This is a genomic window from Dasania marina DSM 21967 (genome assembly GCF_000373485.1).
In the GTDB taxonomy this organism is placed as follows: Bacteria; Pseudomonadota; Gammaproteobacteria; order Pseudomonadales; family Dasaniaceae; genus Dasania; species Dasania marina.
Genome location: NZ_KB891576.1, coordinates 475118 through 501620, shown reverse-complemented (window position 1 = coordinate 501620; position 26503 = coordinate 475118). Strand labels below are relative to the sequence as shown.

22 protein-coding genes are annotated in these 26503 nt (G+C 46.3%); 13 read left to right on the top strand and 9 right to left on the bottom strand.

The genetic code is table 11. The annotated features are described in order from the left end of the window. Positions 1-4: 4 nt before the first annotated feature. The 4 genes from B067_RS0106815 to B067_RS0106800 form a co-directional block, all read right to left on the bottom strand. Positions 5-706 (bottom strand): TetR/AcrR family transcriptional regulator, encoded by a 702-nt coding sequence (locus tag B067_RS0106815; RefSeq protein ID WP_019529326.1) that lies wholly within the window; start codon positions 704-706, stop codon positions 5-7. Positions 707-768: 62 nt separating this feature from the next. Continuing rightward, the gene (locus B067_RS0106810; RefSeq protein ID WP_019529325.1) at positions 769-1113 is read right to left on the bottom strand and encodes a cupin domain-containing protein; all 345 of its coding nucleotides are present in this window, start codon (positions 1111-1113) and stop codon (positions 769-771) included. A gap of 25 nt (positions 1114-1138) precedes the next feature. Further along, positions 1139-1519 carry a cupin domain-containing protein gene (locus B067_RS0106805; protein ID WP_019529324.1) on the bottom strand — a complete coding sequence of 127 codons (381 nt, stop codon included), beginning with the start codon at positions 1517-1519 and terminating at the stop codon, positions 1139-1141. 107 nt (positions 1520-1626) lie between these two features. Beyond that, entirely contained in the window at positions 1627-2910 is a 1284-nt protein-coding gene (locus B067_RS0106800) for a glycosyltransferase (RefSeq protein ID WP_019529323.1), read from the bottom strand. Between the two features lie 422 nt (positions 2911-3332). On the opposite strand from B067_RS0106800, the gene B067_RS0106790 reads away from it, so the two are divergent. From B067_RS0106790 to B067_RS0106760, 7 genes are all read left to right on the top strand, one after another. Beyond that, a complete protein-coding gene (locus B067_RS0106790; RefSeq protein ID WP_019529321.1) occupies positions 3333-5597 on the top strand; it encodes a TonB-dependent receptor in 2265 nt (754 codons plus the stop codon). Between the two features lie 108 nt (positions 5598-5705). Further along, positions 5706-6779, top strand: a complete 1074-nt coding sequence (locus B067_RS19840) for an aminoglycoside phosphotransferase family protein (protein ID WP_169335553.1) — start codon at positions 5706-5708, stop codon at positions 6777-6779. Positions 6780-6825: 46 nt separating this feature from the next. Then, positions 6826-8346, top strand: coding sequence for an aldehyde dehydrogenase family protein (locus B067_RS0106780; RefSeq protein ID WP_019529319.1), 1521 nt, complete (start codon positions 6826-6828; stop codon positions 8344-8346). A gap of 79 nt (positions 8347-8425) precedes the next feature. After that, entirely contained in the window at positions 8426-9160 is a 735-nt protein-coding gene (locus B067_RS19835) for an NTP transferase domain-containing protein (protein WP_019529318.1), read from the top strand. A 41-nt stretch (positions 9161-9201) separates the two neighbouring features. Beyond that, positions 9202-10437, top strand: a complete 1236-nt coding sequence (locus B067_RS0106770) for an MFS transporter (RefSeq protein ID WP_019529317.1) — start codon at positions 9202-9204, stop codon at positions 10435-10437. 88 nt (positions 10438-10525) lie between these two features. Then, positions 10526-11725 (top strand): saccharopine dehydrogenase family protein, encoded by a 1200-nt coding sequence (locus B067_RS0106765; protein WP_019529316.1) that lies wholly within the window; start codon positions 10526-10528, stop codon positions 11723-11725. 235 nt (positions 11726-11960) lie between these two features. Beyond that, entirely contained in the window at positions 11961-12737 is a 777-nt protein-coding gene (locus B067_RS0106760) for a nuclear transport factor 2 family protein (RefSeq protein WP_019529315.1), read from the top strand. Positions 12738-12803: 66 nt separating this feature from the next. Here B067_RS0106760 and B067_RS0106755 read toward each other — a convergent pair whose 3' ends face one another. Both B067_RS0106755 and B067_RS0106745 read right to left on the bottom strand, forming a co-directional pair. Then, positions 12804-14480 (bottom strand): flavin monoamine oxidase family protein, encoded by a 1677-nt coding sequence (locus B067_RS0106755; protein WP_019529314.1) that lies wholly within the window; start codon positions 14478-14480, stop codon positions 12804-12806. Between the two features lie 483 nt (positions 14481-14963). Beyond that, positions 14964-16649, bottom strand: coding sequence for a flavin monoamine oxidase family protein (locus tag B067_RS0106745; RefSeq protein WP_019529313.1), 1686 nt, complete (start codon positions 16647-16649; stop codon positions 14964-14966). A gap of 652 nt (positions 16650-17301) precedes the next feature. On the opposite strand from B067_RS0106745, the gene B067_RS0106740 reads away from it, so the two are divergent. From B067_RS0106740 to B067_RS0106730, 3 genes are all read left to right on the top strand, one after another. Beyond that, positions 17302-18261 carry a LysR family transcriptional regulator gene (locus B067_RS0106740; protein ID WP_019529312.1) on the top strand — a complete coding sequence of 320 codons (960 nt, stop codon included), beginning with the start codon at positions 17302-17304 and terminating at the stop codon, positions 18259-18261. A gap of 106 nt (positions 18262-18367) precedes the next feature. After that, positions 18368-18733, top strand: a complete 366-nt coding sequence (locus tag B067_RS19830) for a cupin domain-containing protein (protein ID WP_019529311.1) — start codon at positions 18368-18370, stop codon at positions 18731-18733. A 47-nt stretch (positions 18734-18780) separates the two neighbouring features. Further along, positions 18781-20196 carry an NAD(P)/FAD-dependent oxidoreductase gene (locus tag B067_RS0106730; RefSeq protein ID WP_019529310.1) on the top strand — a complete coding sequence of 472 codons (1416 nt, stop codon included), beginning with the start codon at positions 18781-18783 and terminating at the stop codon, positions 20194-20196. 46 nt (positions 20197-20242) lie between these two features. Here the strand turns inward: B067_RS0106730 and pdxR are convergent, their stop codons facing one another. After that, complete coding sequence (gene pdxR / locus B067_RS19825) at positions 20243-21736, bottom strand: MocR-like pyridoxine biosynthesis transcription factor PdxR (protein ID WP_019529309.1); 1494 nt, start codon at positions 21734-21736, stop codon at positions 20243-20245. A gap of 106 nt (positions 21737-21842) precedes the next feature. Between pdxR and B067_RS0106720 the strand changes: the two genes are divergently transcribed. Next, entirely contained in the window at positions 21843-22301 is a 459-nt protein-coding gene (locus B067_RS0106720; RefSeq protein ID WP_019529308.1) for a GNAT family N-acetyltransferase, read from the top strand. Between the two features lie 357 nt (positions 22302-22658). Here the strand turns inward: B067_RS0106720 and B067_RS0106710 are convergent, their stop codons facing one another. After that, complete coding sequence (locus B067_RS0106710) at positions 22659-22844, bottom strand: hypothetical protein (protein WP_019529306.1); 186 nt, start codon at positions 22842-22844, stop codon at positions 22659-22661. A 281-nt stretch (positions 22845-23125) separates the two neighbouring features. Here B067_RS0106710 and B067_RS0106705 point away from each other — a divergent pair, with 281 nt between their 5' ends. Next, entirely contained in the window at positions 23126-23629 is a 504-nt protein-coding gene (locus B067_RS0106705; protein ID WP_019529305.1) for an MgtC/SapB family protein, read from the top strand. 44 nt (positions 23630-23673) lie between these two features. Here the strand turns inward: B067_RS0106705 and B067_RS0106700 are convergent, their stop codons facing one another. Then, on the bottom strand, positions 23674-24423 hold the full coding sequence (locus tag B067_RS0106700) for a 2OG-Fe(II) oxygenase (RefSeq protein ID WP_019529304.1): 750 nt from the start codon (positions 24421-24423) through the stop codon (positions 23674-23676). Positions 24424-24498: 75 nt separating this feature from the next. Between B067_RS0106700 and B067_RS0106695 the strand changes: the two genes are divergently transcribed. Continuing rightward, positions 24499-26490 (top strand): ABC transporter substrate-binding protein, encoded by a 1992-nt coding sequence (locus tag B067_RS0106695; RefSeq protein ID WP_019529303.1) that lies wholly within the window; start codon positions 24499-24501, stop codon positions 26488-26490. The last annotated feature ends 13 nt before the right edge of the window (positions 26491-26503 follow it).

Genomic DNA, 26503 nt, shown 5'->3' with positions numbered 1-26503 from the left:
ACAGTTACTCTAGGTTGACCAGGTGCAGTATGGAGGTGCGCAGCTCGTTTTCTAAGCCATCTATATCGGGGTGGTGGGGTTTACCGTAGCCAATTTGGTTGGTCATGCCATCCATTAGGGCGGTAATGATACGGGCTAAGTGGTGAGCGCGGCGCGTCGACATATTACTGTCGCAGCTGAGTAAGAGTTTGGCTAGTGCTGGAATATAAAAATCGTAAAACCTTTCCATGATTTCGGCGACTTCATCGTCGTGTTGCGATAAGGCCCATACTGTAAACCAGATATTACAGGTGGACTTTACTTTGATGTCCTTAAGTAGGAAGTCTACGGCGGCTAGTACTTTTGCTGACTTGCTGCTGCCGTGTTGGGTGACGGCTTCGTAAGTGTTGGCGTATTTGTCTATCTCTGGGGTGATGACTTCCCACAGTAATTCTTTTTTAGTGGCGTAGTAATATTGAATATTACCGGGCTGTATACCTATGTTTTTGGCAATTTTTCGCAGCACAAAGTTTTCGTAACCTTCATCCACTAAAATTCGTCGCGCCTCATCAATAATATCTTGGCGCGTTTTTGCACCTTTTTTACGGGCGGCGGGGCGGGTAGCCTTTTCTTTACTGGACGCTTTACTAAAAGCTTTGCTAGGCGCTTTATGGGGTGTTTTATTGGCAGTTTTGCCGCTCTTGTTGTCAGCCGTGGTGCTAGTCACCTTATATCCTCAAATAAAAAAGCCGGTAGATAAGGGGCTTATCATACCGGCCTAGGGCTGGATTATCTAATCATGTAGGTTTTACGTATGGTCTCATGTACGCGGCAGGTGCCTTTCCAGTCTTTGGGGAAGAAGGCGGCCGTGTTAGGGGTGATTTCTATCACCTCGCCAGACTCGTGTACATAGGTGGCGCGGCCTTCCATAAAGTGGCAAAACTCGTCGCTGGTAACGTGGCAGTTCCAGTAACCGGGGGTGCATATCCACACCCCAGTTTCTGATTCGCCGTTAGGGCCTTTGTGTAATAACACGCCAGTCACTTTGGAGACGCCTTCTATCATGGTGGGTACGGTGCCCCAATCTTTAACATCGGTGATTTCGTTGGGGTTATGTAAAACAGATGCAGTCATGGTTTGCTTCCTTAAGGGCTAGTAATTATGCAGTAAGCATATAGAGGTTACGTATAGTCTTTTTGACTACACAGCTGCCGGTCCAGCCGGCGTTAAAATGTATGCAGGTGCCGGCGCGAACTTCTATTACCTCACCGTCGTTAGAGGTGTAGGTGGCCTCACCTTGGATGAAGTGGCAAAGCTCGTCGCGGGGTATGCTCAGGGTCCAGGTGCCGGGGGTGCATTCCCAAAAGCCGGACTCGGGTTTGTTATCGGGACCTTTGTACAACAGTATGCCGCGCGATTTTGATTGCCCTGCTGTGCAATCGGGTTGGTCGCCCCAGTCGGTGAGTTGCTCGCTGGCTATTTGGTCTACGTTGTAAATCACTTTGCAGTGTTCGCCTTGGGCGGTAATAGGCTCGCTCATAGTTGTTACTCTTCTGTGGTGTTGGTCATAATAGTGTGTGCTGAGTTTATGGATTCCGGCTAAAACACTGCCGGAATGACGGTGTAGTCTTTCCGTATCAATACTTGTTAGCGGCTCAGTATCTCGTTAATCACCTGTGCTGCTTTTTCACCGCCTTGTGCTTTTTGCATATGCGCTTTTAGCGGCGGTAGCTTGGCCTGTATGCTTTCGTTGGTGAGGCAGTCATTGATGGCCTCACTTAAGCTCTGCTCGGTCCAGTCATAGCGGGGTAGCTTGTGGCCATAGCCGGTATCTTCTATGCGTGAGGCGTTGTCGTGGCCGTCCCAGCAATAGGGCATGATAATGGCGGGCTTACCAAAATAGAGCGCCTCATTAAAACTGTTATTGCCGCCGTGGTGTATAAACAAATCAGCGTGTGGCACTACCGCGGGCTGTGGGTACCAGTTTTGTAAGTGCACGTTGGCTGGCTTGTTATAGGGTGACATGTCTGCACCTACCTTCATTAAGAAGCGGTAGGGCATGTTGGCAAAGGCTGCCAACATGCGCTGGTATAGCTCTACATCGGAGTCACCTAATGAGCCAAAGGCGACATAGATTAGTGGCTTATCTTGGTATTCGGCGGGGAAGGTGGGAACTTCATAAACGCCTTCATCCCTTACGCAGCCTTCTAAATAACTGAACTGATCTTCTGATAGCGGTGTTTCCCGCTCAAAAGCCAAGGGCTTGGGGTAGAGTAAAAAGTTCATGGTAGGGGATACTTCAAAAAACTCACCCATGGGGTAGGTGGCTTCACCTTGCTCTTTTAAAAAATCGTTGTAGCGGTGGTGTGAGTCAGCGACGCAGCGCTCAAATTCCGCTTCAAAGGCTTTATAGCCTTCATAGTCACCCTGTGAGCAACCCGATAGATGCGGTGGCACCATGGGGTCGGTTACTTCATTTTCTGAGCAGGAAATAATTCTTACCCAGGGGCAGCCCGCTTTTTTAATGGCAGGGAATAATATGACGTTATCTACACAGATAAGGTCGGGCTTTATTTTAGCTAGCTGCATTTGTAGGTCGGGTTCGGCGCAGATGGCGGAGTCGACTATGGCCTCCCATACCGGGGCGACATAGGCTTCAACTTGCTTAAGAGGTGAGTATTTAAAGTGCGGTAAATGTTGGGCGATAAAGTTATCCCAGTATTTGGCTACGTCTTCGTCGCTCATGTCGCCCGACATATTGACTAAGTATTCTTCAAAGCCGTACTCGGCAAATACACCGCTAAACCCTTTGTCGCAAATAAAAACGGGGTTGTGGCCCATTTTACGTAGCTCTTGGGCTATGCCCACACAGTTTAAGGCTGGGCCAAAGGCCGCCTCCGGGAAAAAGGCAATAGTTTTACCGCTGCTCATGGTGATCTCCAGTGCTTCTTTTAGTTAGTACATTATTATAAATAGAGCATAGCTTAAGCGCTATATTCTGGTTGTAGTAGTAAGTGTTTCTGCATTTATAGTTCAATATACTATTTAGTAATGATGGCTGTCTACCGTCTAATAAAAATTCATGTTCATTGGTATTATTAGATAAGCCCTTGTTTTTATGCATTTTTTCGATAATTAATGGTCTGTAAGGGGCTTTTATTCCTATTTGCTATAGGTAATACTGGTGTTTAGATGCATTTAGTCCTTGAATGCACAAAAAGAGAGGGGTAGTATTTAGTTCGTTGTAATAATTATTGCAATAAACTATCAGTCGCTTGGTTGTCTTGATTAAGAGTGTTGCAGTGTAAGGCTGTAATAGCCACCGATGAATAACAATAAAATTGGAGAGTTCTATGAGTTTCCTGACTAAAACACGCAAGCCTCTGGGCTTGGCTATAGCAACATTGTCTGCTGTGGGCATGGCTACGCAGTTAAATGCCGCCATACTTGAAGAGGTTGTAGTAACCGCGCAAAAGCGTGAACAAAACCTGCAGGACGTAGGTGTATCTATTTCGGCTTTTACCGGCAAGCAGACGCGCGCTCTAGGCTGGAATAACAGTGAAGATATCGCTGCGCAAACGCCGGGCTTGGTAACGGCGTCATTTACTGGTGATTCATCAGTTTCTATATTTTCTATACGTGGTGTAGGCCAAAATGACTTTGCCGATCACCAAGAAGCACCTACTGCTATGTATGTTGATGGTGTTTATATTTCGAATACGGGTGCTGCTGGCTTCCAAATGTTTGATGTAGATCGTGTGGAAATTCTACGTGGCCCACAAGGTACCTTATTCGGCCGTAACGCAACGGGCGGCTTGATGCACATCATCAATAAAAAGCCTACCGAAGAGTTCGAGGGTTATATTGATTTAACCTTAGGTGATTTTGATCAAGTTCGCGTTGAGGGAGCCGTTAGTGGCCCTATAACCGATAACATATTGGGTCGATTCTCTTTATTGAGAGAGACGGCTGATGGCTATTTCGATAATAAGTATGTGGATGCCAGTGGCAATAAGGCGAAAGATCTACGTGTACGTGATAATTTTAGCTGGCGCGGTCAGTTACAGTTTGAAGTGAACGATAAATCGACGATCAATTTATCGGCTTGGCAAAATATTACCGATCATGCTGCTGGTGGTGTTTATGACCATATCGTAACTAGTGCAGGTACTGAGTTTTACGGTAGTGATTTGTATGTGAACGGTGAGGGTAATCGAACCGATGGGGCAGGTACCGCGGATGATTATCCTGGTGCTAACGAAGGCGCGCCCAATGTTCAAGGTCAGGTAGATAAAGATTCACACGGCCTTATGATGACTGTTGAAATTGAAACCGATAATTTTACAGTTACATCAATTACAGATGCACAAGAAATTAGTAAATACTTCCAAGAAGATTCAGATAGCACCCCAGCTTCTTATTTGTGGTATCACGCTGCAGCAGATGTTGATCAGTTCTCGCAAGAGCTACGCTTAAATGGTGAGAGTGAAAATCTGAAATGGCAGGGTGGCTTGTATTATTTAAATATCGACGGCGAGTATAATTCTCGTATTGATGAGCCAACATTTGGTGGCGCTTCAGTTAATAATTATACGTTGAAAACTGAATCTTTCTCGGTGTTTGGTCAGGTTGAATATGATCTAACAGAGGCCCTGTTGTTAACGGCTGGTGTTCGTTGGACTGAGGATGAAAAAGAATATGATCTAACAAGTGAATGTGCTGAAACTGAAGATCCAGGTGCGTTAGCATTAGGTGTTGGCCCTGGTACTCCTTATGATTGTGCCTATTTACTGAGCTTTGATGATCCTTTTGATAATACTGTTTTGTCGCTTCCCGGCACTCAAGAATTTGAGCGTCGTGATGAAGATTATTCAGGTAAGTTGCAATTAGACTGGAGCTTGACTGAAGATGTGCTGATGTATGCGGGTGTTAATAGAGGCATGAAAGGTGGTGGTTTTACAGCGCCTTTAGATGGTTTACTGCCAACAGATGTCTTGTCTTATGAACCAGAAATATTAACTAGCTATGAGGTAGGTATTAAATCTGAATGGCTTGATGGGCGTGTTCGGTTGAACGCCAGTGCGTTCCAGTATGATTATCAAGACTATCAAGGCTTTGTATTTGTTGGCTTAACCTCTGTGGTTGTGAACAATGACGCAACAGTGACAGGTGGTGAAGTTGAACTATATATGTCACCAGCTGACGGCTGGGATATTTCTATAGGTGCAGCTGTTCTTGACACCGAAGTGGAAGATGTTGTTGGCGCAGTAGGCGACCAAACTAAAACCACATCACCTGATTTAACCGCTAATTTGTTAATTAGAAAAAGTTGGGAATTTAATGGCGGTGATTTTGCCGTGCAAGTTGACGGGCAGTATGTTGATGAGCAGGAGCTGAGTACGGTAAATAGTCCGTTAGCAATGACTAGCTCATATACCATTTGGAATGCGCGTGTTAGTTACGCACAAGAAAACTGGGATATTGCTGCTTTTGTTAAGAATGCTGGCGATAAAGAATATCGTACCTACGCTTTCGACTTGGCTGAATTTTTCGGTTATTCCCTAGAAATTTACGGCCCACCACGTTGGGTAGGTGTGCAAGCACAGTACCGTTTCTAGAGAGTACCGTTTCTAGTTTGAATAGTTAGGCTTATCCCCTAGGTCTGTATGACTAGTTTGGCTGCACCTTCGGGTGCAGCTCTTTTATCCGTATTTTTTGGAGCGCATATGTGTGCTAAAAACAGTGTAGTGGTTGCTGACGCCGGTAATAAAGGCGAGCAGCGATCTGTTTTAAGAGCCGCCTTTTTAGCGGAAACTGCCTGGCATGATTGGCAGCTAGATGCTTTAACGGCCGATGCCTCTTTTCGTCGATATTTTCGCCTGAGCCATAATGGCCAGTCGGCGCTGCTGATGGATTCTCCGCCCGACAGCGAAGATATGGACAGTTACATAAATGTGGCTGAATATTTGTTGTCGGTAGGTTTACGGGCGCCCAAAATTCACGCCTTAGATGAACAAAATGGTTTTGCCATTATTGAAGACTTTGGCAATCAAACCTATACCCAGTTACTCGATGCTGGCGCGCAAGCAGAGCCCTTATATAGTTTGGCAATTAATGCCTTGGCGCGTTTGCACAATGATTTAGATGTTAGTCGAATCGATATCCCTAGGTACGACCAAGGTTATTACCTAGACGAAGCTGCCTTATTTATAGATTGGTATTGGCCAGCCAGAACCGGAGGCCAGATTTCGGCCAACTTACGCCGTGAATATATGGACGTGTGGCAGCAATTATTGGCGCAGCTCTCGCGCGATAATGAATGCATGGTGTTGCGCGATTATCATGTTGATAACCTGATGGTGATAGAGGGCGAAAGTGGTTTAAATAGCTGCGGCCTGCTCGATTTTCAAGATGCTTTAATCGGCTCCCGCGCCTATGACATGGTGTCTTTGTTTGAAGATGCTAGGCGCGATGTAGACCAAACCATGGCGCAGCGCTTAATTCAAAATTACCTCAAAGATTTTAGCCCTCAACAGGCGGCCGATTTCCATTATGACTACAGCGTATTAGGCGCTCATAGGCATATAAAAATTGTGGGCATATTCGTACGCCTGTGTGTGCGCGACCGCAAGGCTCATTACCTAGATTATTTACCCCGCGTGCAGCGCTTGCTAGAGCAATCTCTATTGAATCCAGAGTTGCAGTTACTTGCCGACTGGTTGGATAGAAATCATCCGGGTTTTGTTTCTGCGCCCTTACAGTTTGATGCCGGCATAGTTCGAGGCATGCTCTGCGAGTAAGCATCAATTTATTAAATTTATAGATGTATAGATAGGAAGTATCACCATGAGCAACAGTGAAAAAAGAAATGGTTTAGTGGATTGTGCGGGTAAAATTTTTTATAACAACGCCCTGCACGATTCAGTTTCCGATGTGCGCATACCGGTTATCAATCCTGCTACCGAACAGCAGGTGTCTGAAATAGCCAGCCCTACCGAGCAAGAGATTGATAAAATTTTAACCATTGCCAACGCTGCACAAAAAAAATGGGCCAATACCGACGCCAAAACTCGCGCGGCGTATTTGCATAAAATTGCCGATTCTATAGAACACGCCAATCATCAGCCCGTAGCTGAGGCGATGAGTTTAGAAATGGGCAAACCCTACCCCGAAGCGTTGGGTGAAATTGCCAACGTAGGCCCCGTGTTTCGTTACATGGCTGAAATGGCCCGTGATGATGGCGGTCATATTGCCGGTACTACTCAGATTGGGTCTTTTCAGTATTGCCGCTACGAGCCTTTAGGGGTGAGTGTGCATATCATGCCTTTTAACTTCCCTATTTTATTATTCGCCTGGACGGCCGCGGCTTCGTTGGCTTGCGGTAATGCCTTTGTGATGAAGCCTGCCGAGGCGACCTCTATCAGTTCGCTGATGTTTATGGATCACTTTAAAGTGCTGCCCGAAGGCTTGGCCTCTTGTATCACCGGTAACGCCAGTGTGGGTAGTCATCTAGTTGCTTCTGAGTTGACCCATGCGGTGGCCTTTACTGGCAGTGTCGCAGTCGGTCGCAGGGTCAATATCGCTTGTGCCGAAGCGATGAAACCAGCGGTGATAGAAGCGGGTGGTAACGATGCCATGATTATTGCCGCGTCTGCCGATATAGACATCGCCGCCGCGGGCAGCATCTGTGCCGCCTTTCATTTAAGTGGCCAAGTGTGCACCTCTGCTGAACGCTTTTTTGTGGTGGATGACATACACGATGAATTTGTAGAGGCCTTTGCCAAGCGTGCCAAAGCCTTGCGTATAGGCCACGGTTTAAGCAAGGCCGAAATAGGCCCGGTGGTGAATATGGCCGCCAGAGATAGAATTAAAAACCTGGTAGACAAAACTGTTGCGCAAGGTGCAACCATAGTCTGCGGTGGCAAAATCCCTGACGGTTTTGATACCGGCGCTTATTACGAGCCTACTATTTTGACCGATGTTACCGATGATATGGAAATTATGAACTCGGAAGTGTTCGGCCCTGTAGCGGCGATTTGTCGAGTGAAAGATGTGGATGAGGCGATAGCCAAAGCCAATAACTCACGGTTTGGTTTAGGTGCTTGTATCTTTACTAACGACTTTAAAGAAGCGACTAAAGCCACCGAGCTATTACAGACCGGCATGGTATGGGTCAACAACCCTATGATAGATAACGATGCCTTACCCTTTGGCGGTGCCAAAATGTCGGGCTTGGGTCGCGAGCTGGGCCGCGAAGGTTTAAATGCCTTCCGTCAAAGTAAAATGGTGATACAAGACGCCGACCCCATTATGCACGATTGGTGGTATCCCTATCCGGATTCAGCTTTTCATCCCGATGCTAAATAAGTGTCCGATGCTCAATAAGCGCTAGCGATAAGCAGAACCCGAATACCCGTTATTAATAAGCGTTAAAAGAAGAATTGTTATGAGCCAGCAACAAGCAGAAGTAGCCGTAGTGGTATTAGGCGCGGGCAAAGGCACGCGCATGCAATCGGATTTGCCGAAAGTGTTACAGCCTTTAAAAGGTCAGCCTTTAATTAGCCACTTATTAAAAGCAGTGGATGGCATTAACCCTGACAAGTGCGTGGTGGTGATAGGCCCCGATATGGATAACGTAAAAGCCTGTGTCGCACCACGCCTAACCGCGATACAGCATCAGCAGTCAGGCACTGGCGATGCGGTAAAAGCCGTTAGAGCTATGCTGGAAGATTTTCATGGTGATGTGTTGGTGGTTTATGGCGATACGCCTTTAATTACCACTGCTACGTTACAGCGTTTATTAGCAGAGCGGCATAGCGCCGCCCAGCCTGCGGTAGTGGTGTTAGGCTTTCGCCCTGATGATCCATTGCAATATGGTCGCTTACAAGAAGGCGCAGATGGTCAGTTAGAGGCTATAGTTGAATTTGTTGACTGTAACGAGCAGTTAAAAGCTTCCAACCTCTGTAATTCTGGGGTGATGGCTTTTGACGGCCAATACCTGTTTGAATTATTAGATGCGATTACGGATGATAATTCTAAAGGTGAGTATTACTTAACCGATGTTGTTGCCATCGCTAAAAGCAAAGGTCTTAACTGCGCCTTTGTGGAAGGTGATCCACAGGAAGTGTTAGGCATTAACACCAAAGCCGAATTGGCAGAAGTAGAAAACTTATTGGCTTGATACAGTTAGCGCCCATTCAATAATAAATAGCAGGTCCCCCCATGAATAGCTTAGATAACACCATAGCCGATAGTAAAAACGGCTTATTAAAAGACTCACTGCCTGATGATTGGCCCGCCACCTTAGGTGCCGCTGCGGCAGCCTATGGCATAGGTATGTTGTCTTTATTAGTGCTGCCTTTTTTAATCGGTGCCACCATGAGCTCCTTGGGTTTAAGTGGTTCGCAGGCCGGTTGGTTGGGCAGCGCCGAATTGCTGTCGGTAACCCTAGGCTCATTTATAGTGGCACCGTGGATAGGGCGCTTGCCGCGTCGTACTCTAGCTATGAGTGGTGCTGCCTTGGCGATAGCCGCCAACCTAGTGAGCATGACTAGCCTGTCTTATGAATTACTGATGCTGTGCCGCGCGATTGCTGGCCTAGGTTGTGGCTTGGCACTGGCCGCTGGTAATGCCACGGTGGCCTGTTCTAAAAACCCAGAAAAAATGGCCGCTCATATGTCCATCTTTTTTGTGGTGATTATGGTGGCCTTAATGATGATCTTTGCGCGGGTAGGCGATATGTATGGTTACCAGGGCAGCTACGGCGCATTGGCGGCAACCATTGCGGTGGTCAGCTTGTTGCTGTTGGGTTTACCGCAACACCCCAGCGCTGCAGTACATGCTGAAGCCGCGGCAGGCACTAATAACAAACAGCTGTTTTCGCTGGCGGGCATAGTGATGATGTTGGCTATGTTTTGCTTTCAAATGCGCGACACCATGTCCTGGGCTTTTGTCGAGCGTATAGGTGCTGGCGTCGGTTACTCTTCGGCAGAGGTGGGTAATTTACTGTCGCTGCAAGCGGTATTGGGTTTATTAGGGCCGGTTATTGCAACTTTGATGGGTTCGCGTTTTGGCTTAAAAATGCCGGTCATTATTGGTGTGTTGGGTTCAGGCCTAGTCACCGTGATGGTGTTGCTATCCACCGATTCTGTGGCGTTGTATACCGCGACGGTGTCGCTAATTTCTATTAGTTATTTTTATTCCCTAGCCTACTTAACCTCATTAGCTGCCGAGTTGGATAAAGATGGCCGCATCGTGGCGGCATCGGGTGGTTTGCTGATTGCTGGCTCGGCAGTGGCACCGGTTATTTCGGGTTATATTTTAGATGCCGGTGGCTATGTATTAATGGGTTGGGTGGCCGCTGGTGTGGTGGGGCTTACCTTGCTGTGCGCCTTAATCGCTTTGGGGACGTTAAATAACCGCACTTTGAGGAGCGCTAATACAAATAACAAAGCGTAAAAAAAAACGAATTAAGTAAATAGTAACGCTACTAACAGGGCGTTATGGTTTGTGTGTTTGATTAAAAAAATGACATAAGAGGTTGTTAATGAATATTGTAATTTTAGGTGGCGCTGGCCTTATGGGGTCCGGCACGGTTAGGGACTTGGTATCGGAATTATCCTCAGGTGTAGATAGCTTGGTAGTGGCTGATGTTTCACCACAGCGTATGGATGAATTATTAGGCGAGTTAAACGATGAGCGTATTAGCTCGGTTATTCTCGATGTAACCAATAAAGACGCCACCATGGAGCTGCTGCGCAATGCTGATATCTGCATCAATGCCGTGCCGACTTTTGCGGGCTATCAAATGGATATTTTCCATTACTGCTTAGAAGCTAAAACCCCCTATGTAGATTACGGCGGCATGGGTGTGTATACCGTTAAGCAAAAGAAAGAGCATGCCGAGTGGGAAAAAGCTGGCGTGACTGCGGTATTAGGTTTGGGTGCTGACCCCGGTATGTCCAATATGACTTGCAAGGCGGTAGCCGAGCGCTTAGATACTATCGATAAAATTAATCTGTATTGGGCTGCCGAAATTGAAGGGCCAGAAAACCCCATACTGGTGCCGCCTTATAGCGAGTCTACCGTGTTGGGTGAATACGCTAACAACAGCCAGCAGTTTTTAGAAGGCGCTTTGCGTGAAGTGGGTCCACAAACCGGTAATGAAATTATCGACTTGCCCGAGCCCTGGGGTACCACTGAATTTATCTACTCACAACATTCCGAGCCGCTAACCGTACCCTTTGCCCAAGGCTTTGCCGATAAAGGCATTAAAGAGTTTACTTGGAAGTTATCCTTACCGGCCCGCGAGCACGAAGCTTGGGTAGGCATAGTCAAAGCTGGTTTCGGTGATTTTGACGACCCTATTACTATCAAGGGTGTGGATATTAAACCGGTAGAGTATTTGCAAGCGGTGATACGCCGCAATATAGAGCGCAATAATGATAAAATTCCCGAGCAGGAAGGTTATGAGATTCACTTTGCCATAGGCGAAGGCATGAAGGATGGTAAGAAAACACGGGTGAAGTGTGTGGTGTCTTCCAAGCCCGATCCTTTATACGAAGCCTATAACGATGCCGCTACCTCTATGAATGTCTCTATAGGCGCGCAGTTATTATTACGCAATGCCTTAAAGCCCGGTGTTTGGGGGCCTGAAGAATATTACGATGTAGAGGAGTATTTCAAAGAGGTGAAACGCAGGCGTTTTCACGTTGAAATTGAAACCAATATCATCGAAGAGTTATAAGCGCCTAGTTACGTAAACCGTTTTAAATCCCACTCAGTCACAATGGTGTTGTTACAATAAGAAAATAAGTAATGCGGGGGGCAATACTTGTTGCACTTATTAAATGCCAGGCCGATTGTAGTGGGATTTTTTATGGCTGCGTTTTAGCCATTTGCTTTATTCAGCCTTTAGCATAGAATTTGTCGCCCCAGTAGTTCAACTCTCAGGCATCATAGCTAAAGCGGTATAGGGTGGTATGGCAAAGCACACAGATAATTCGACGGGTAGCGAACAAACCTTGGCTATAGTGAGCCGCCACCACCAGTATTGGTTGCAGGGCGATATCACCGGCATTATGTCGCTGTATCACCCCGATATACGCTATTTTGATTATCTTAATAATATAGAAATTACCCGCGACGAGTTAGCCGACTACCTTACCTTTACCTTGTTAACCCCCAGTCTAGTGACCTTGCAGCACACCGATCGCATAAGAGTGGATGGCGATACGGCGTTTATTCAATACAACTATTCCATTAAACGTGCCAATAACAAGATTTACCATTATCGCTCCAGCGAGGCCTTAACGGTGTCGGATGGCAAGATTATTCGTATTAATGAGTATTCATCATTAATACGTTCGCAAGAAGAGTTGAGTAGCGAGAAAAAAGGCAAGATAGGTTTAGACGATAGTCGCCTGCAGATTTTGTTACAGGATCTACGCGATTACTTTGAAAAGCATCAACCCTACTTAGATAGCCGTTTAAACCTAGCGCAAGTGGCTAAGGCTACCGGCTATACCCGCAACCAAATATCCTATGCACTGAATAGTGGCTTACAAAAAAGTTTTTATGAATATGTAAATTTGTCGCGGATAGAACATTTACTGAAATTATTAAGTGATGACTTTAGCCATAATATTAGTGACGCTGCCTTGCAGGTGGGTTTTAATTCGACTTCAACCTTTTATAAGTTTTTTAAACAACACACAGGTCTAACCCCAAAAGCCTATTTAAAAAACAGCCAGGCTTAATCGCTAGCCATAAAAAAACCCGGTTAAAAGATAAGCCGGGTTTGGTCTATAGCTTGAATGGCTAGCTTAGCTTTGGAAAATTTCCGTGGCTGCGCGTTCGCCGGTTTCTACGGCACCTTGCAAGAAGCCCCAGTATTCTACTGACGTATGCTCGCCGCAGAAATGTACGTTATTAGTGGTTTCTTTCTCCCACTGCGCACCCCAAAATCTGGTGAACTGGCCTAGGCCTGGGGTAGAGTAACTACCTTTAGACCAAGGGTTTACCGTCCACTTAGATTTTAGGGCTTTATTGTCGTAGGCGGCGGTAGTGCCAGGGAATACCGGCTCGATTTGGCTTAGGAAGTTATTGACGTTGGGGTTACTGGCGTTGCCAAAAGGCTGGTTACCACTAAGGTTTCGGCCTTGATGGCCCCCTAAGTAATCACACATGACGCTGCCGGTTGTGCCACTGCCAACTTGAGTATCCCATACCGTAACAAAGCCATCGCCACCGGAATAGCTAACGCCATTCATTTGTATGTTGTGGCCGTCAATGTTACGTACTGCATCCCATGGGCGTGAATCGGTTTGTATATGTATCTTACCGTTAGCGCCTATGCTCATTTCATTAATCGCTTGCTGCTTGGCGCTGGAGAAGGTGTTCCATATTGCCGGGGCAATACTGACTTCGCGCAGCTTGGTAAAAGGCAGAGCCAATACCAGCTTATCGGCGGTGGTGGTGCTACCGTCGTTAAAGGTGCAGGTATAAGGGCCTTGCGCATTGCCGGTAATAGCGGTTAAAGCTTTGCCAGTGACTATGGTGTCTACTGGTAAATCGTCAGACATGGCGTATACCAAGGAGTCATTACCGCCAGCTATGTGGTAGCGTTCGTCGGTACCCGCTATCGGTAAGGGATTATTAATGGAATTCCATGCCATTAAATAAACCAAGTTCAAGCAGGTTTGTTCTTCGGGAGCTAGGCCGTATTCCGAAATAACATCGGCTTGCATCAGTTGGCCAAAGTTGCTGCTGGCGCCTATGCCTACGTCATCTAACCAAGTATTTACGTCTGTATAATCTAAGCGTACATGCTCAGCATTGTGATTGTCATAGGTGGGCTGCCAAGGGGCGGCACTTTCGGTGTTGCCAAAAATAGTGTGTATAGAGTTCCAGTCGCTGCTTAACTGGGCTTCGGTATAGAACTGGTTGTTAACACGGTAAAGCTCTTCACCGCCGGGCAGGGCGCCACCACCTACATCTTCTAGGCTTAGGCCTAGTTGATTAACTAGGTTGCGTATATTGCTGTGCTCGGTAGAAATTAGCTCACCACCGCGTTCAACATTCATGCCGTCGTCGAAAAATCCACGGGTAGTAAAGCAGCGGCCACCTATGCGGGTATTGGCTTCATAAATTTTTGAGCTTATGCCGTACTGCTGCAATCTATGGGCGCAGCGCAAACCGGCTAAACCGCCGCCGATAATAGCAACGCCTACATTACCTGACGGTGGTGGCGGTGGCTTTTTGCCTGCAAAGCTAGGTGCTGCTACACCTAAAGCGCCGGCAGCGGCTACACCCATACCCATATGTTTAACAAAGTCGCGTCGCTCCGTGCGCTGTGCATACTGGATTTTTTCTTGCTCCTTCAATTGATCCAGCAACTCATCAGTGGGTATACCGGTTTTTTTTGAAGTGTGTTGTGCCCATTGCAAACGCTTAATTAAACCTGCGATGGGGTTGTTTGAGCGGCGTGATTTACGGCCCATAGAATTCTCCTATCATTTCGTTAGTCTATTTTTGTTGTTAATAACTAAACTACACAGCCTAGGGGGAGAGTGCGTGGCTGAATTAGAGGTGGCGTTAAAAAATAAGCTAGCTTATTTTTTGTTATTGTTATTTTTTTGTTAGCGGTAAAACATTTTTTAGCGCCGAGGGGATATTGTTACAGCTGAGCGACAGAAGCTAATCAAAATATTTGATAACAGCTATAAAATCACCGCCATGCAGTGTAGGTGATTGAGTAGATATAATTATTTGTTGTGTAATTTCTCTTATAGAAGAGTGACTTAACGAGAGTGGATAATATGGATGTGCGTTTATTAGCTATAAACAACATATATTTGGCAATAAAAATGTTGAAATGGGAGTTTTATAGTATAAAAACCTACTAGTTAAGCCAGCAGGTTACGAAGAGGTTGTTGATAATTAAATAGCACCATCCTTGCCGCTATTTAATGAGCGTAGTGTTATTAACTGAGGTGAATTTCTGTGGCTACGCGTTCACCGGTTTCTACGGCACCTTGCAAAAATCCCCAATACTCTACTGAGGTATGTTCACCACAGAAGTGTACATTGTTGGTGGTTTCTTTCTCCCATTGCGCACCCCAGAAGCTGGTGAATTGGCCTAAGCCTGGAGCAGAGTAGCTACCTTTAGACCAGGGGTTTACTGCCCACTTAGAGGTTAGTGCCTTGCGGTCATAGGCTGCTGTAGTGCCAGGAAATACCGGCTCGATTTGGCCTAAGAACTTATTCACATCGATTTTGTTGGCGCTGGCAAAGGGCTGACTGCCTCTGAGGTTACGTCCTTGATGACCCCCTAGATAATCACACATCACGCTGCCGGTAGTGCTACCGTTAACTTGCGTATCCCACACGGTAACAAAGCCATCACCGCCTGAATAACTGACGCCATTCATTTGTATGTTGTGGCCATCAACGTTGCGTACACCACTCCATGGCCGTGATTTAGTTTGTATGTGTATTTTACCGTTGGCACCTATGCTCATTTCATTAATGGCTTGTTGCTTGGCGCTGGAGAAAGTATTCCATATCGCCGGGGCAATACTGACTTCACGCAGCTTAGTAAAAGGCAGAGCCAATACCAATTTGTTGGCGGTGGTGGTGCTACCGTCGTTGAAGGTACAGGTATAAGGGCCTTGCGCCGCACCGGTAATTGCGGTTAAGGCTTTGCCGGTGACTATGGTGTCGTTGGGTAAGTCATCGGCTAGTTTATACACTAGTGCATCATTACCGCCAACGATGTGGAAGCGCTCATCGGTGCCCGCTAGCGGTAGCGGGTTATTGATGGAGTTCCAAGCCAGTAGATAAACCAAATTCAAACAGGTTTGTTCTTCGGGCGCTAAGCCATATTCTGAAATAACATCCGCTTGCATCAGTTGGCCAAAGTTACTGTTGGCACCTATGCCGACTTGATTCATCCAGTCATTAACGTTGATATGGTCCAAACGCACATGTTCAGCGTTGTGATTGTCATAGGTGGGCTGCCAAGGGGCAGCACTTTCGGTGTTGCCGAAAATGGGGTAAAGATCGCGCCAATCACTCTCTAGTTGTGCCTCTGTGTAGAGTTGATTGTTTACATGATACAGCTCTTCACCACCAGGTAAGGAACCGCCGCCTACGTCTTCCAACGTTAAGCCCAGGGAGTTAACCAGGTTACGAGTGGCGCTGTGTTCGGTAGAGATAAGCTCACCACCGCGCTCTACGTTCATACCATCGTCGAAAAATCCGCGGGTAGTAAAGCAGCGACCACCTATACGGGTGCTGGCCTCATAAATTTTTGAGCTAATACCGTATTGCTGTAAGCGGTGAGCACAGCGCAAGCCCGCTAAGCCGCCACCGATAATGGCAACACCTACATTACCTGAAGGTGGCGGTGATGGTGGTTTGCCACCCTTGCCTGCGAAACTGGGTGCTGCGGCACCCAGGGCACCCGCTGCGGCTACCCCCATGCCCATGTGTTTAACAAAGTCACGTCGCTCTTGGCGCTGTGCATGTTGTATTTTTTTCTGTTCTTTCAATTGATCTAGCAGCTCATCGGTGGGTATGCCGGTTTGCTTAGAGGTGTTGTGTGCCCATTGAAGACGTTTGATTAAGCTGGCAATGGGGTTATTGGAACGACGTGATTTACGGCCCATGAGACTCTCCTTACTATCGTTGATCTATTTTTGTTGTTGTTAACATGACCCCACAGGGTTGCTTTATTGTTGTGCTATTTTTTTGCTGTATGGGTGACAGGGATAAATACCAGCCAGTTATTTAGGACTGTGATCTGTAATGCATTTAGCGATGCCGTTTTTCGATAGTGTTAGCATTTTGCAAGGCTAGCTAGTCAAATTTTTTAATAAGAGTTATCAATCGGATTTAGCTCTATTTTTTTGGCCGAAAAATTATTTCCATAAATCAAATTTGTTAGTAGGGTTAGTTTGCTACTGTTTTTAAAAAGTCTTTTATAAACAGTGGTTTAGCGATAATTTACGGCATTTTTACGGTAGATAATCTGACTTTTTAGCGATGTCTATTAAAATAATTGATAGGGTTTATAAGCTCAGTGATTAGGGGTGTGTCGCTATTAATTATTTGAAAAGATGCCGTCAATTATTTTAATAACGGCTATGCTTACAGATGCAGGGTTTTTCTCGGTAGTAGGACGATTTTCACCTAGGTTTATGCCTCTTATTGAGCATTCTAAAGCAGGGCTTTAGTGTGTATAGTGACTCGCTTTAGTTAAGGGAATAACGGTTTTTACTGTCATGGATATAAAAATAATTAATAGCGGATATAAAAACGATGGCAGCAACACGACATCACCTCTCGCATCTTTACGGTTTTTACACGGTAGCTAAATACCATAGTTTTACTCGCGCCGCCGAGGAGCTATGCGTCACCCAGTCGGCGGTTAGCTACCAAATAAAAAAGTTAGAATCCTTACTCAATGTGCAGTTGCTGGATAGGCGCTGCCGCAACACGGTGCGGTTAACGGCTACCGGTGAAGTATTGGCGACGAAGTGCCAATCTATTTTTTCGGAGCTGGATCAGGTTTTTGAAAGCCTTAGCGGCAAAAGCGTGGGGGGCAGCTTTACCATAGCGGCGCCTACCTGTTTTGGCTCAGTTTTTATGCCCAAGGTGGTGGCCAATGTTAAAAAACAACATCCCGATTTAAAATTAAAACTGGCCTTGGAAGATAAGCTAGTTGATATAGTGGCTAATAATATTGATGTGGCTATACGGGTAAACACTCTGGTTGAGGGTTTGCACTATAAACCGTTAATGAAGGTGAAAATGCAATTGGTGGTGTCGCCGGAGTATCAGGCCCAGCATGGCAGTATTACTAGTGCCGAGGCCTTAAGCACGCACCAAATTATTATGGGGCAAATGGATGATAGTGATTGGACATCGTTACTCTCGGATAATCCTGAATTAGCCATAGCCACTGACCAGGTGACCTATATTAATAATACCTTGGCGATAGTAGAGGCAGTCAGGGCGGGCTTGGGTATAGCGTATTTACCGCACTATTTAGTGGCGCAAGACATAGCGCAAGGCCATTTAGCCACCGTGTTACCACATATACACTCCACCATTACCTATTTTGTTTGTTATGACAAAAGCTTGGAAATGGAGCAAAAACTCAAGGCACTATTACGGGCGATTAATGCGACCTTGCATGATTCCAGCCATGAGGGTGCTTTTGAGTGGCTGGCCTCGCCCTGTGAACAGGGTAACGAGGGCGATACCTTAGCGGTTTAACCGGGTTTTTCGGCCGGTCCCGCCCGTAAGACAGTGGTTGCGGGCTTGTTTTACACTCCTTTCTTAATGATTTAACACCTATTTATGATCCGATTGAGGAATTACCATGCCTGTAAAACACATATTTGCCTTTGATAGCCTACAAGGGCAAGACGGTGAGTCAGTTACCGCCCCCGCCGAAGTGATGCTGAGTGGTAATCCCGTCACCACCGATTGGCCAGCCTTCGATAGCGCCGACGGCCGCGTCAGCATAGGCATATGGGAGTCGCAGGAATACCATAAAATCAAACAGCACCCCAACGAGATGGAGTACTGTTTGATATTGGAAGGTACCGTACGCATCTCCGACAAAGAGGGTAATTCACAAGAGTTTAGCCAGGGCCAGGCCTTTATCGTACAGCCCGGTTTTGATGGCGTGTGGGAGTCTTTAGGCAAGGTGCGTAAGCATTATATTATTTGTCAGTGTAGCTAAGGCCCAGCCTTACTACGTGTATGTATTTGGGGAAGAGGTAAAGCCCTATGACGGATTACAACAAGCAAGCGGTAAGCTTTTGGTTTGATACCTTGGCCGAGAAAATACAGCCCCGGCCGATACTAAGCGAAGATATACAAGTCGATGTGGCCATTATCGGTGCCGGCTTTACCGGACTATGGACGGCTTACTATCTTAATAAGCAACAGCCCGATTTACGTATAGCCATCATCGAGTCCGAAACCGCTGGTTTTGGTGCCTCTGGCCGCAATGGCGGCTGGTTAATGGGCGCTTTGGCCGGTGAAACCAAATACCTAGCGGGGCTGCCAGAACCTGAGCGGCAGGCGGCTTATCAGCTGATCTTTTCTATTATTGATGAGGTTAAGCAGGTGTTAGCGGCTGAGAATATAGACTGCGATTTGCATCACGGCGGCTCAGTTTACGCCGCTGCCCGCTACCCCGAGCAGTTGGCCTTTCAGCAAAGTGAGCTTAAACATTTATACCAGGCTGGCTTAAGCGAGGACGATTATCGCTGGCTAAACAAAGCCGAACTGGATGCCACCGTGCGCATGCGCAATGGCATGGGCGCTATCTATACCCCGCACTGCGCAGCGATTAACCCCGCTAAATTAGTGCGTGGTTTGGCCGAATGTTTGGAGCGTAAGGGCGTTAGCATTTATGAGCAAAGCGCTGTCACTCACGTGGGCCACAAGCAGCTACAAACAGCACAGGGCAGTGTGCGTGCCGATGTGATTGTGCCTGCCACCGAAGGCTTTGCCGACGAGCTGATGGGCTTAAAGCGCTACGTGCTACCTATACAAAGTTTAATTGTCGCCACCGAGCCTTTAACAGAATCAAAGTGGGATGAAATCGGCCTAGCCGATAGGCCCACTTTTAGCGATGCGGGCCGCATGGCTACTTATGGCCAGCGCTCTGCCGATGGCCGTATAATTTTTGGTGCCCGTGGCGGCTATATTTTTGGCGGCAAAGTGCGCCATCAATTTGCCTTAAGCGACCCAGCGTTTAGAGAGCGCGAGCAAATACTGCGGGATTTATTCCCCAGTTTAGCCAGCGTTAACGTCACCCACGGCTGGGGCGGTACTTTAGGCATGGCGAGAAACTTCACGCCCTTTGCGGTGTTTGATGCTAACACGGGTATAGCCAGTGCTGGCGGTTACGGTGGTGAAGGGGTAGGGGCTGCTAATTTATTTGGTCGTACTCTGGCCGATATGATTTTGCAAAAAGAAACTCAGCTCACGGCCATGCCTTGGGCTTTCACCCAGGCTACCCATAAAAGCGCACTCAAACGCTGGGAGCCAGAGCCCTGCCGCTGGTTAACCTACCAGACTCTGCTCAATATATTTTCTTGGGAGGAGGAATTATACAACAAAGGTAAAGCGCCTGCGTGGCTGAGAAAATCTACCGGTGCCGTTTGTGATAAATTGGCGCTGTTGATGGCTTAGTGCCAAGAGTGATGTCAGAACAATGCCGGCTAAAAGCCGGCATTTTTTATGGGGCTGTATTATGGCTGTTATTTAATAGTTCTGTGGCGATAGTGGCGATACCTTGTTTTATTTGTTCAGGCGAACTATTGGCAAAGCCCAGCACCAATCCATAGCGTTTATTGTTGCCGTAATAAAAATCACTGAGGCTATGGGTGATAAGCTGTTTTTTGGCCAATATGTCTTGCAGTTTTTGATCGTCAACGTGCTTATTAAAAATAATTACCACGTGCATGCCAGCATGTTCGGCTTGTAGCTCACACCAGTTAGGCAGCTGTTGTTCGCACTCACGGCGGATAATTTGCCAGCGTTCACCGTAAAGCACCCGCATACGTTTGAGATGTGTTTTAAAGTGGCCCTCTTGCAAAAAATTAGCCGTTACAATTTGGTTGTGTATGGCGGTTTCCGCACAGCTGACGAACTTAGCGTTAGTGAAAGCTTTTATTAAGTTTTTAGGTAACACTAAATAGCCTAATCGTATGGCGGGGAATAGCACTTTGCTAAATGAACCTAGGTAAATCACCTGATCATGTTGCGCTAGGCTTTGCATGGCGGGCAGTGGCCGGTGGGTAAAATGGTATTCGCTGTCGTAATCATCTTCGATAATCCAACAGTTGTTTGTTGCAGCCCACTCCAGTAATTGTAAGCGCCTAGTCAGCGGCATGATCTGCCCCAAGGGGTATTGATGGGCGGGTGTGGTGTAAATCATTTTGGGTTTGTTTTTCAATAAGCGCAGGGCGTTGATATTCAAACCTTGCTGATCAACCTTGCAGGGCTTGATGCTGGCCCCCACCGAGGTTAACGCTGCCTTCATGCCGTGATAACCCGGCTCTTCGACTACCGCCATATCTTTGCGGTTAAGCAATACGCGGGCGCAAAGATCCAGTGCTTGTTGCGCACCGTAGCTTATTAAAATTTGTTCGGTTGTGCAGTTAATACCACGAGATTCTTGCAGGTAGTGGCGTATGGATTCTCTTAGCGGTAGGTAGCCTAAGCTGTCTGTAAAACCTAGCAGGTCAGGGTCTTTTAATTCTTGCTGTCGATTACTTAAGCGTTGCCAAACATCCGTAGGGAAATGATCTAGCGCGGGTACGCCTAGGCTAAAGCTATGGTTAACCGGCTCATTATCGGCATCCATCTTGGCTAATTGGCAGCCAAACTCTGATAGTGTCGTTTTTATGGCAGAGGTTTTTGTGAGAGATAGCGCAGGTGCTGGCTCCATATGATAGTCAGGTAGGCTGCTAGTCACCCAAACCCCAGAGCCGGTTCGGCTCTCTAAATAGCCTTCGGCACGCAGTTGGTCGATGGCGGTTAGCACGGTGTTGCGCGATATCTGTAGCTGCTGAGCTAGCACGCGGCTGGATGCTAGCTTGGTGCCAGCCACCAGCTGCCTAGACAAAACTCTGCCGCGTATCGCTTCGTACAGCTGTAGTGACAAGCTTGAGCTGAGCTGTTTATCTAGTTGTATGTCGTTAAGCATGGTGCTAGTGAGGGTGTTCATACTACTAAATTGGTACCTTTAAAAATAACATATTGGCTCTTTTGTGGGTGCCAAAATAGTATAGGATTAACGGCAGTAAAAACACTAATTAAAAAGAGAGCTTATTATGAGCAAACCGTTAGATATTATCAGAGTGACGCAGGCTCACACCGCAGAGCTTGGCCGTTTATTCGATTTATATAGGCAGTTTTATGACTGTGATGCCGATCTTGAGTTAGCTAAACAATACATCTCTGATCGTATTAACAATGATGAGTCTGTTATTTTTGCTGCCACCGAAGACGGTGAGACTTTATTAGGTTTTGTGCAGTTGTACCCCTCATTTTGTTCGGTAGAAGTGATGAAGATATTTATTCTTTATGATTTGTACGTGGATGCCGATGGCCGCAACAAAGGTATAGGGGCTTTACTAATGAATAAGGCCTCTGAATTTGCAAAAGCCAGCGGCGCGGGGCGTGTTGATTTGTTGACGGGGCACAGTAATAAGCCCGGCCAGCATTTGTATGAAAAACTAGGTTATGAAAAAGTTAATGAAGAGTTTTATGGCTATTCTTTATATGTATAGTAATTAAGTCACTAGTGACTGAAATTCGCGCTTTGATACCCGACAATAAGTCCGGGATAGGTGGGGGTGCTTGTTGTAATGAAGCTAGGGTGAGCGTTGCAGCGCTGCCGAATAACAACAGCTAAAATCTAGCAGCCTTCCACCTTGACTAACAGATAGGCGGAAGGCTGTAGCGCAGTACAACGCGTTAATAGCTAGGGGTTCAGCCCATATAACGGCCTTTTTGGGCGTATTTTATTTTACGGGCTTGTTTGCGACTTTTATCGTCGCTGAATTTTTTACTGCTTTTGGCTTTTCTGTCTTTCATGGTCTCACCTATGGGCGTGATTGCCGGTCAAAATAGGCCCTTATGCAAAGCTAGGCATAAAGGTCTTCGTCATAAATACCTAATTCATCGCGCATTTTCCACAGTTCAATGCGGTCTTCTAGCTCGCGACGGCGGTTGGTCAATTGAGTTTTTTTGCTTTCCTCCTCGACATAGCTATCTACGGCATCGTCAAAGTCATCAGCATCCAATTCAATGTCATCGTCAAAATCATTCATAGCCTAACTCCAATCATTCAGGGCCACTTTTTTGTGGAATATGCCTTGAGATTAGCTGCTGGTAAATCAATATTTTTTTAACGTGATAATTAATATTTTTTATCGAAGACGTTTAGCCGCTAGGTTGAAAGAGAGTATTAAAAATACTAGTTGTAGTCCGTTGTTTTTCCGTATAAATGAATTATAGTGCGCGCTAGTTTTAGCCTTTCTGTTAGTGTTTACTAGCTGTTTAGGCATAGACATTTTGACGCTATACAAAGCATTACTTCGAGGTAAAACGATTGGCAGAACTATTTGATATCAGCCCTTTTAATTGGCACTCCATAGCCGTTGCGCTGTTTTGTGGTGGCATAATTGGTTTGGAGCGGCAAGTACGTGGTAAGCCCGTAGGCATACGTACCGCTTCCTTGATTATTTTGGGTACCTATTTATTTGTCGCCACCTCCTTTTTGTTTAGCGGCCAACAAGTGGATACCTCGCGGGTAATAGGGCAGGTGATTACCGGGGTGGGTTTTTTAGGTGCCGGTGTGATGTTAGCTAAAGACGGTGCAGTAGTGGGGGTGACATCGGCCTCGACGATTTGGGTGTTGGCCTCATTGGGCGTGCTTATTGCCTGTGAACATTTGGGGCCGGCAATTAAGCTTTCTATTTTGGTGGTGATGATTTTATACGGGGTGGATTTGCTAGAAGAGCGTACTGTCTTGTTTAGCCGTGGGGTGCATGCGCGGGTAAATCGCTACCGGGAAGCAAAAAGAAGCCATAAAGACCGGCGTCAGGGCGAATAATTAGTTAATAAGCCCCGTCATACTGATGGCAGGGGCTGGCCAGTTTACTTAAGCCGGGATATTACTGGGGCGTCAAGCTCGTTGACTCTAAACCAGCTGGCTATGCTGTAGCGGTCTTTCTGGGTGGCCAGTACTTCGTGAGGGAACTCATTGCTTAAAAATACTGCCAGCGTGCCTAGAGTGGGTTGTACCCGCAATATCTGTTGCTCATTGTCATCATATAACAGCATTTCGCCACCATCTTCAGGGCACCAGCTGGGGTTGAGGTAGGTCACCATAGAGACTAGGCGATTGCTATTACCTTGAAAGGCATCACGATGCTTGCGATAAAAGGCGTCGGGTGGATAATGCGAAAAGTGGCTTTCAACATGGGACAGGTTTAAGAATAAGCGCTGGTTCAGCTGCACGCGTAAACCTTCCGCCCAAGCCAGCCAATTCGTCTCCGCCGCAGTTTTCTCACTAATCCATAAAATCTCATCGCTGCGTATAGCTGGGTTGTAGTGCTTATTATCGCCCCTACCTACCTCAGCTTTTTTATAGTCATCACTATATGTTTTTGCTTGCGCGCACAAAGTGGCAGCCAGGTTATGCGGTATAACCTGTTCGAGTATGCAATAGCCTTTGCTGTATAATTGTTCGGCAATATGTGCGTAAGTTGCTAGTGGCTGGGCTGCAGTATCTAGTGTGTAAGCATTATTCATCGCAGGTGTAGCCTCGGCTAGCGGTTTGCGCTGCTGCCTGTAGAGGTGAACGGTAAAAATATAGGTGAACGGTAAAAAGGCGCGAGTATTCACGCTGCGTGGCAGCGTGTACAATGAATAATTATTGTGATCTCAACAAATAATAATAGTGAAGCTTAGAGGCTGAATATGTTGAATGTGACGAGGTGGCTGGCTAGTGCGCTGCTAGCGGTGGTGATCTTGCTGCTTAGCAATTCCACCGTGGCTCAGCCTGAGCCTGAGCTAGCTTTAGAAAAAGTTCGCCTGCAATTAAAATGGAAACATCAATTTCAATTTGCTGGTTTTTATGCCGCTATCAAGCAAGGTTATTATGCCGATGCCGGTTTTGATGTGGATATATTGCCGGTTAATTTTCAGCGTAGTGCGTCCGAGGTAGTGCTCAGTGGCGCAGCTGAGTTTGGCGTTGCTGACTCTAGTTTGGTGCTTTCACGGTTACAGGGTAAGCCCGTCGTTATTTTGGCGGCGGTATTTCAACATTCCCCTTTAGTGCTTATTAGTAAACAGTCATCCAATATACTCAGCCCGTTAGAGTTGGTGGGTAAGCGGGTTATGTTTCAGCGCAATGTCGATGATGCGGTGTTAACCGCAATGTTTACCGAATTTGGTTTAGATGATGATCAATACAGCCATATGCCTCATAGCTTTAAAGACGATGCCTTGCTTAACGGCGAAGTGGATGTAATGTCTGGCTATATCACTGATCAGCCTTATTTATATATAGAAAAAAATATAGCAATAAATATTATTTCTCCAGCCAGTTACGGCATAGATTTTTATGGCGATATGCTGTTTACCCGTGAAGACTATTTAAAAAACAATAAGCAGAAAGTGTTACGTTTTCGTGAGGCCAGCCTTAAAGGCTGGGAGTATGCCATTGCTCATCCAAAAGAAATGGCAGAATGGATTTTTAAAAACCTAGAAACAGAGAAAACACTGGCTCATTTGCTATACGAAGCTGAGAACACCGTACGTTTAATTAAACCCCAGTTAGTGGAATTGGGTTATTTTAGCCTTAATCGTTTTGGGCGTATTAGCGATATCTATAAACAGCTAGGTTTGGCCGACACTACGCAAGATATAGAGGGCATTAATTATCTAGACTACTACCAAGAGCAAGCACAGCACGGCTGGTTAAAACTATTGCTGCTAGCGCTGGCTTTAACGCTATCCGTTGCTTTTATACTCTGGGCCTATAATCATCGCTTAAAAAAACAAGTGGCGCTACGCTCCCAAGCACTTGTTGAAGCAAGGGATGAATTGGGTTATTACTTGGATGTGGTAGATCGTTATGTGATCAACAGTGTGATGAATACCAAGGGCGAGTTTACCCGTGTATCACAAGCGTTTTGTGAAGCCTCAGGCTATACCGCTGCAGAGCTGTTAGGAAAACATTTTGACTATTTGGCCCATGAATCCAGCATAGTAATGCTGCGTGATGCTTTTAATGTCGCGCTTGTTAAACAGGGGGCGTGGTCAGGCGAGCTGTTATTACAGCATAAAACAGAGGGTGTTTTTTGGCTGATGATGGATCTGGAATCTGTAGTTGATGCCAAAGGTAGGTTGGCAGGTTTAATGGAAATTAGCGTCAACATTAGTGATAAAAAACGTATAGAGGCATTGTCCAGCATAGATCCGCTAACCTCATTGTATAACCGTCGCGGTTTGGGTGATGCCTTTAATCACAGTATCGCCTTAGCTAAGCGTTACAATAAAAAGTTCAGCATTATTATTTTTGATGTGGATTATTTTAAGCGTATTAATGATAGTTATGGTCACAGCCAAGGTGATGAGGTGATACGGGCCGTGGCTGACATTATGCGCGATACCATACGGGAGGCCGATGTGCCAGGCCGTTGGGGTGGAGAAGAATTTGTTGTTTTTTGTCCGGAAACTGATTTGCAGGGTGCTTATTTTCTCGCTGAAAAACTGCGTATAAAAATATCAAATTATAGCTTTACCGATCTGCCTAAACAGAGTTGTTCTTTTGGTGTGGCGGAATGGTCGACTGATGATAGTTATGAAAGCTTAATTACGCGGGCTGATAACTATTTATATAAGGCAAAAGCTAAGGGCAGAAACTGTAGCGAGGGTTTAACGCACCGTACAGCTGAGATCATATAGTGGCACGATAGTT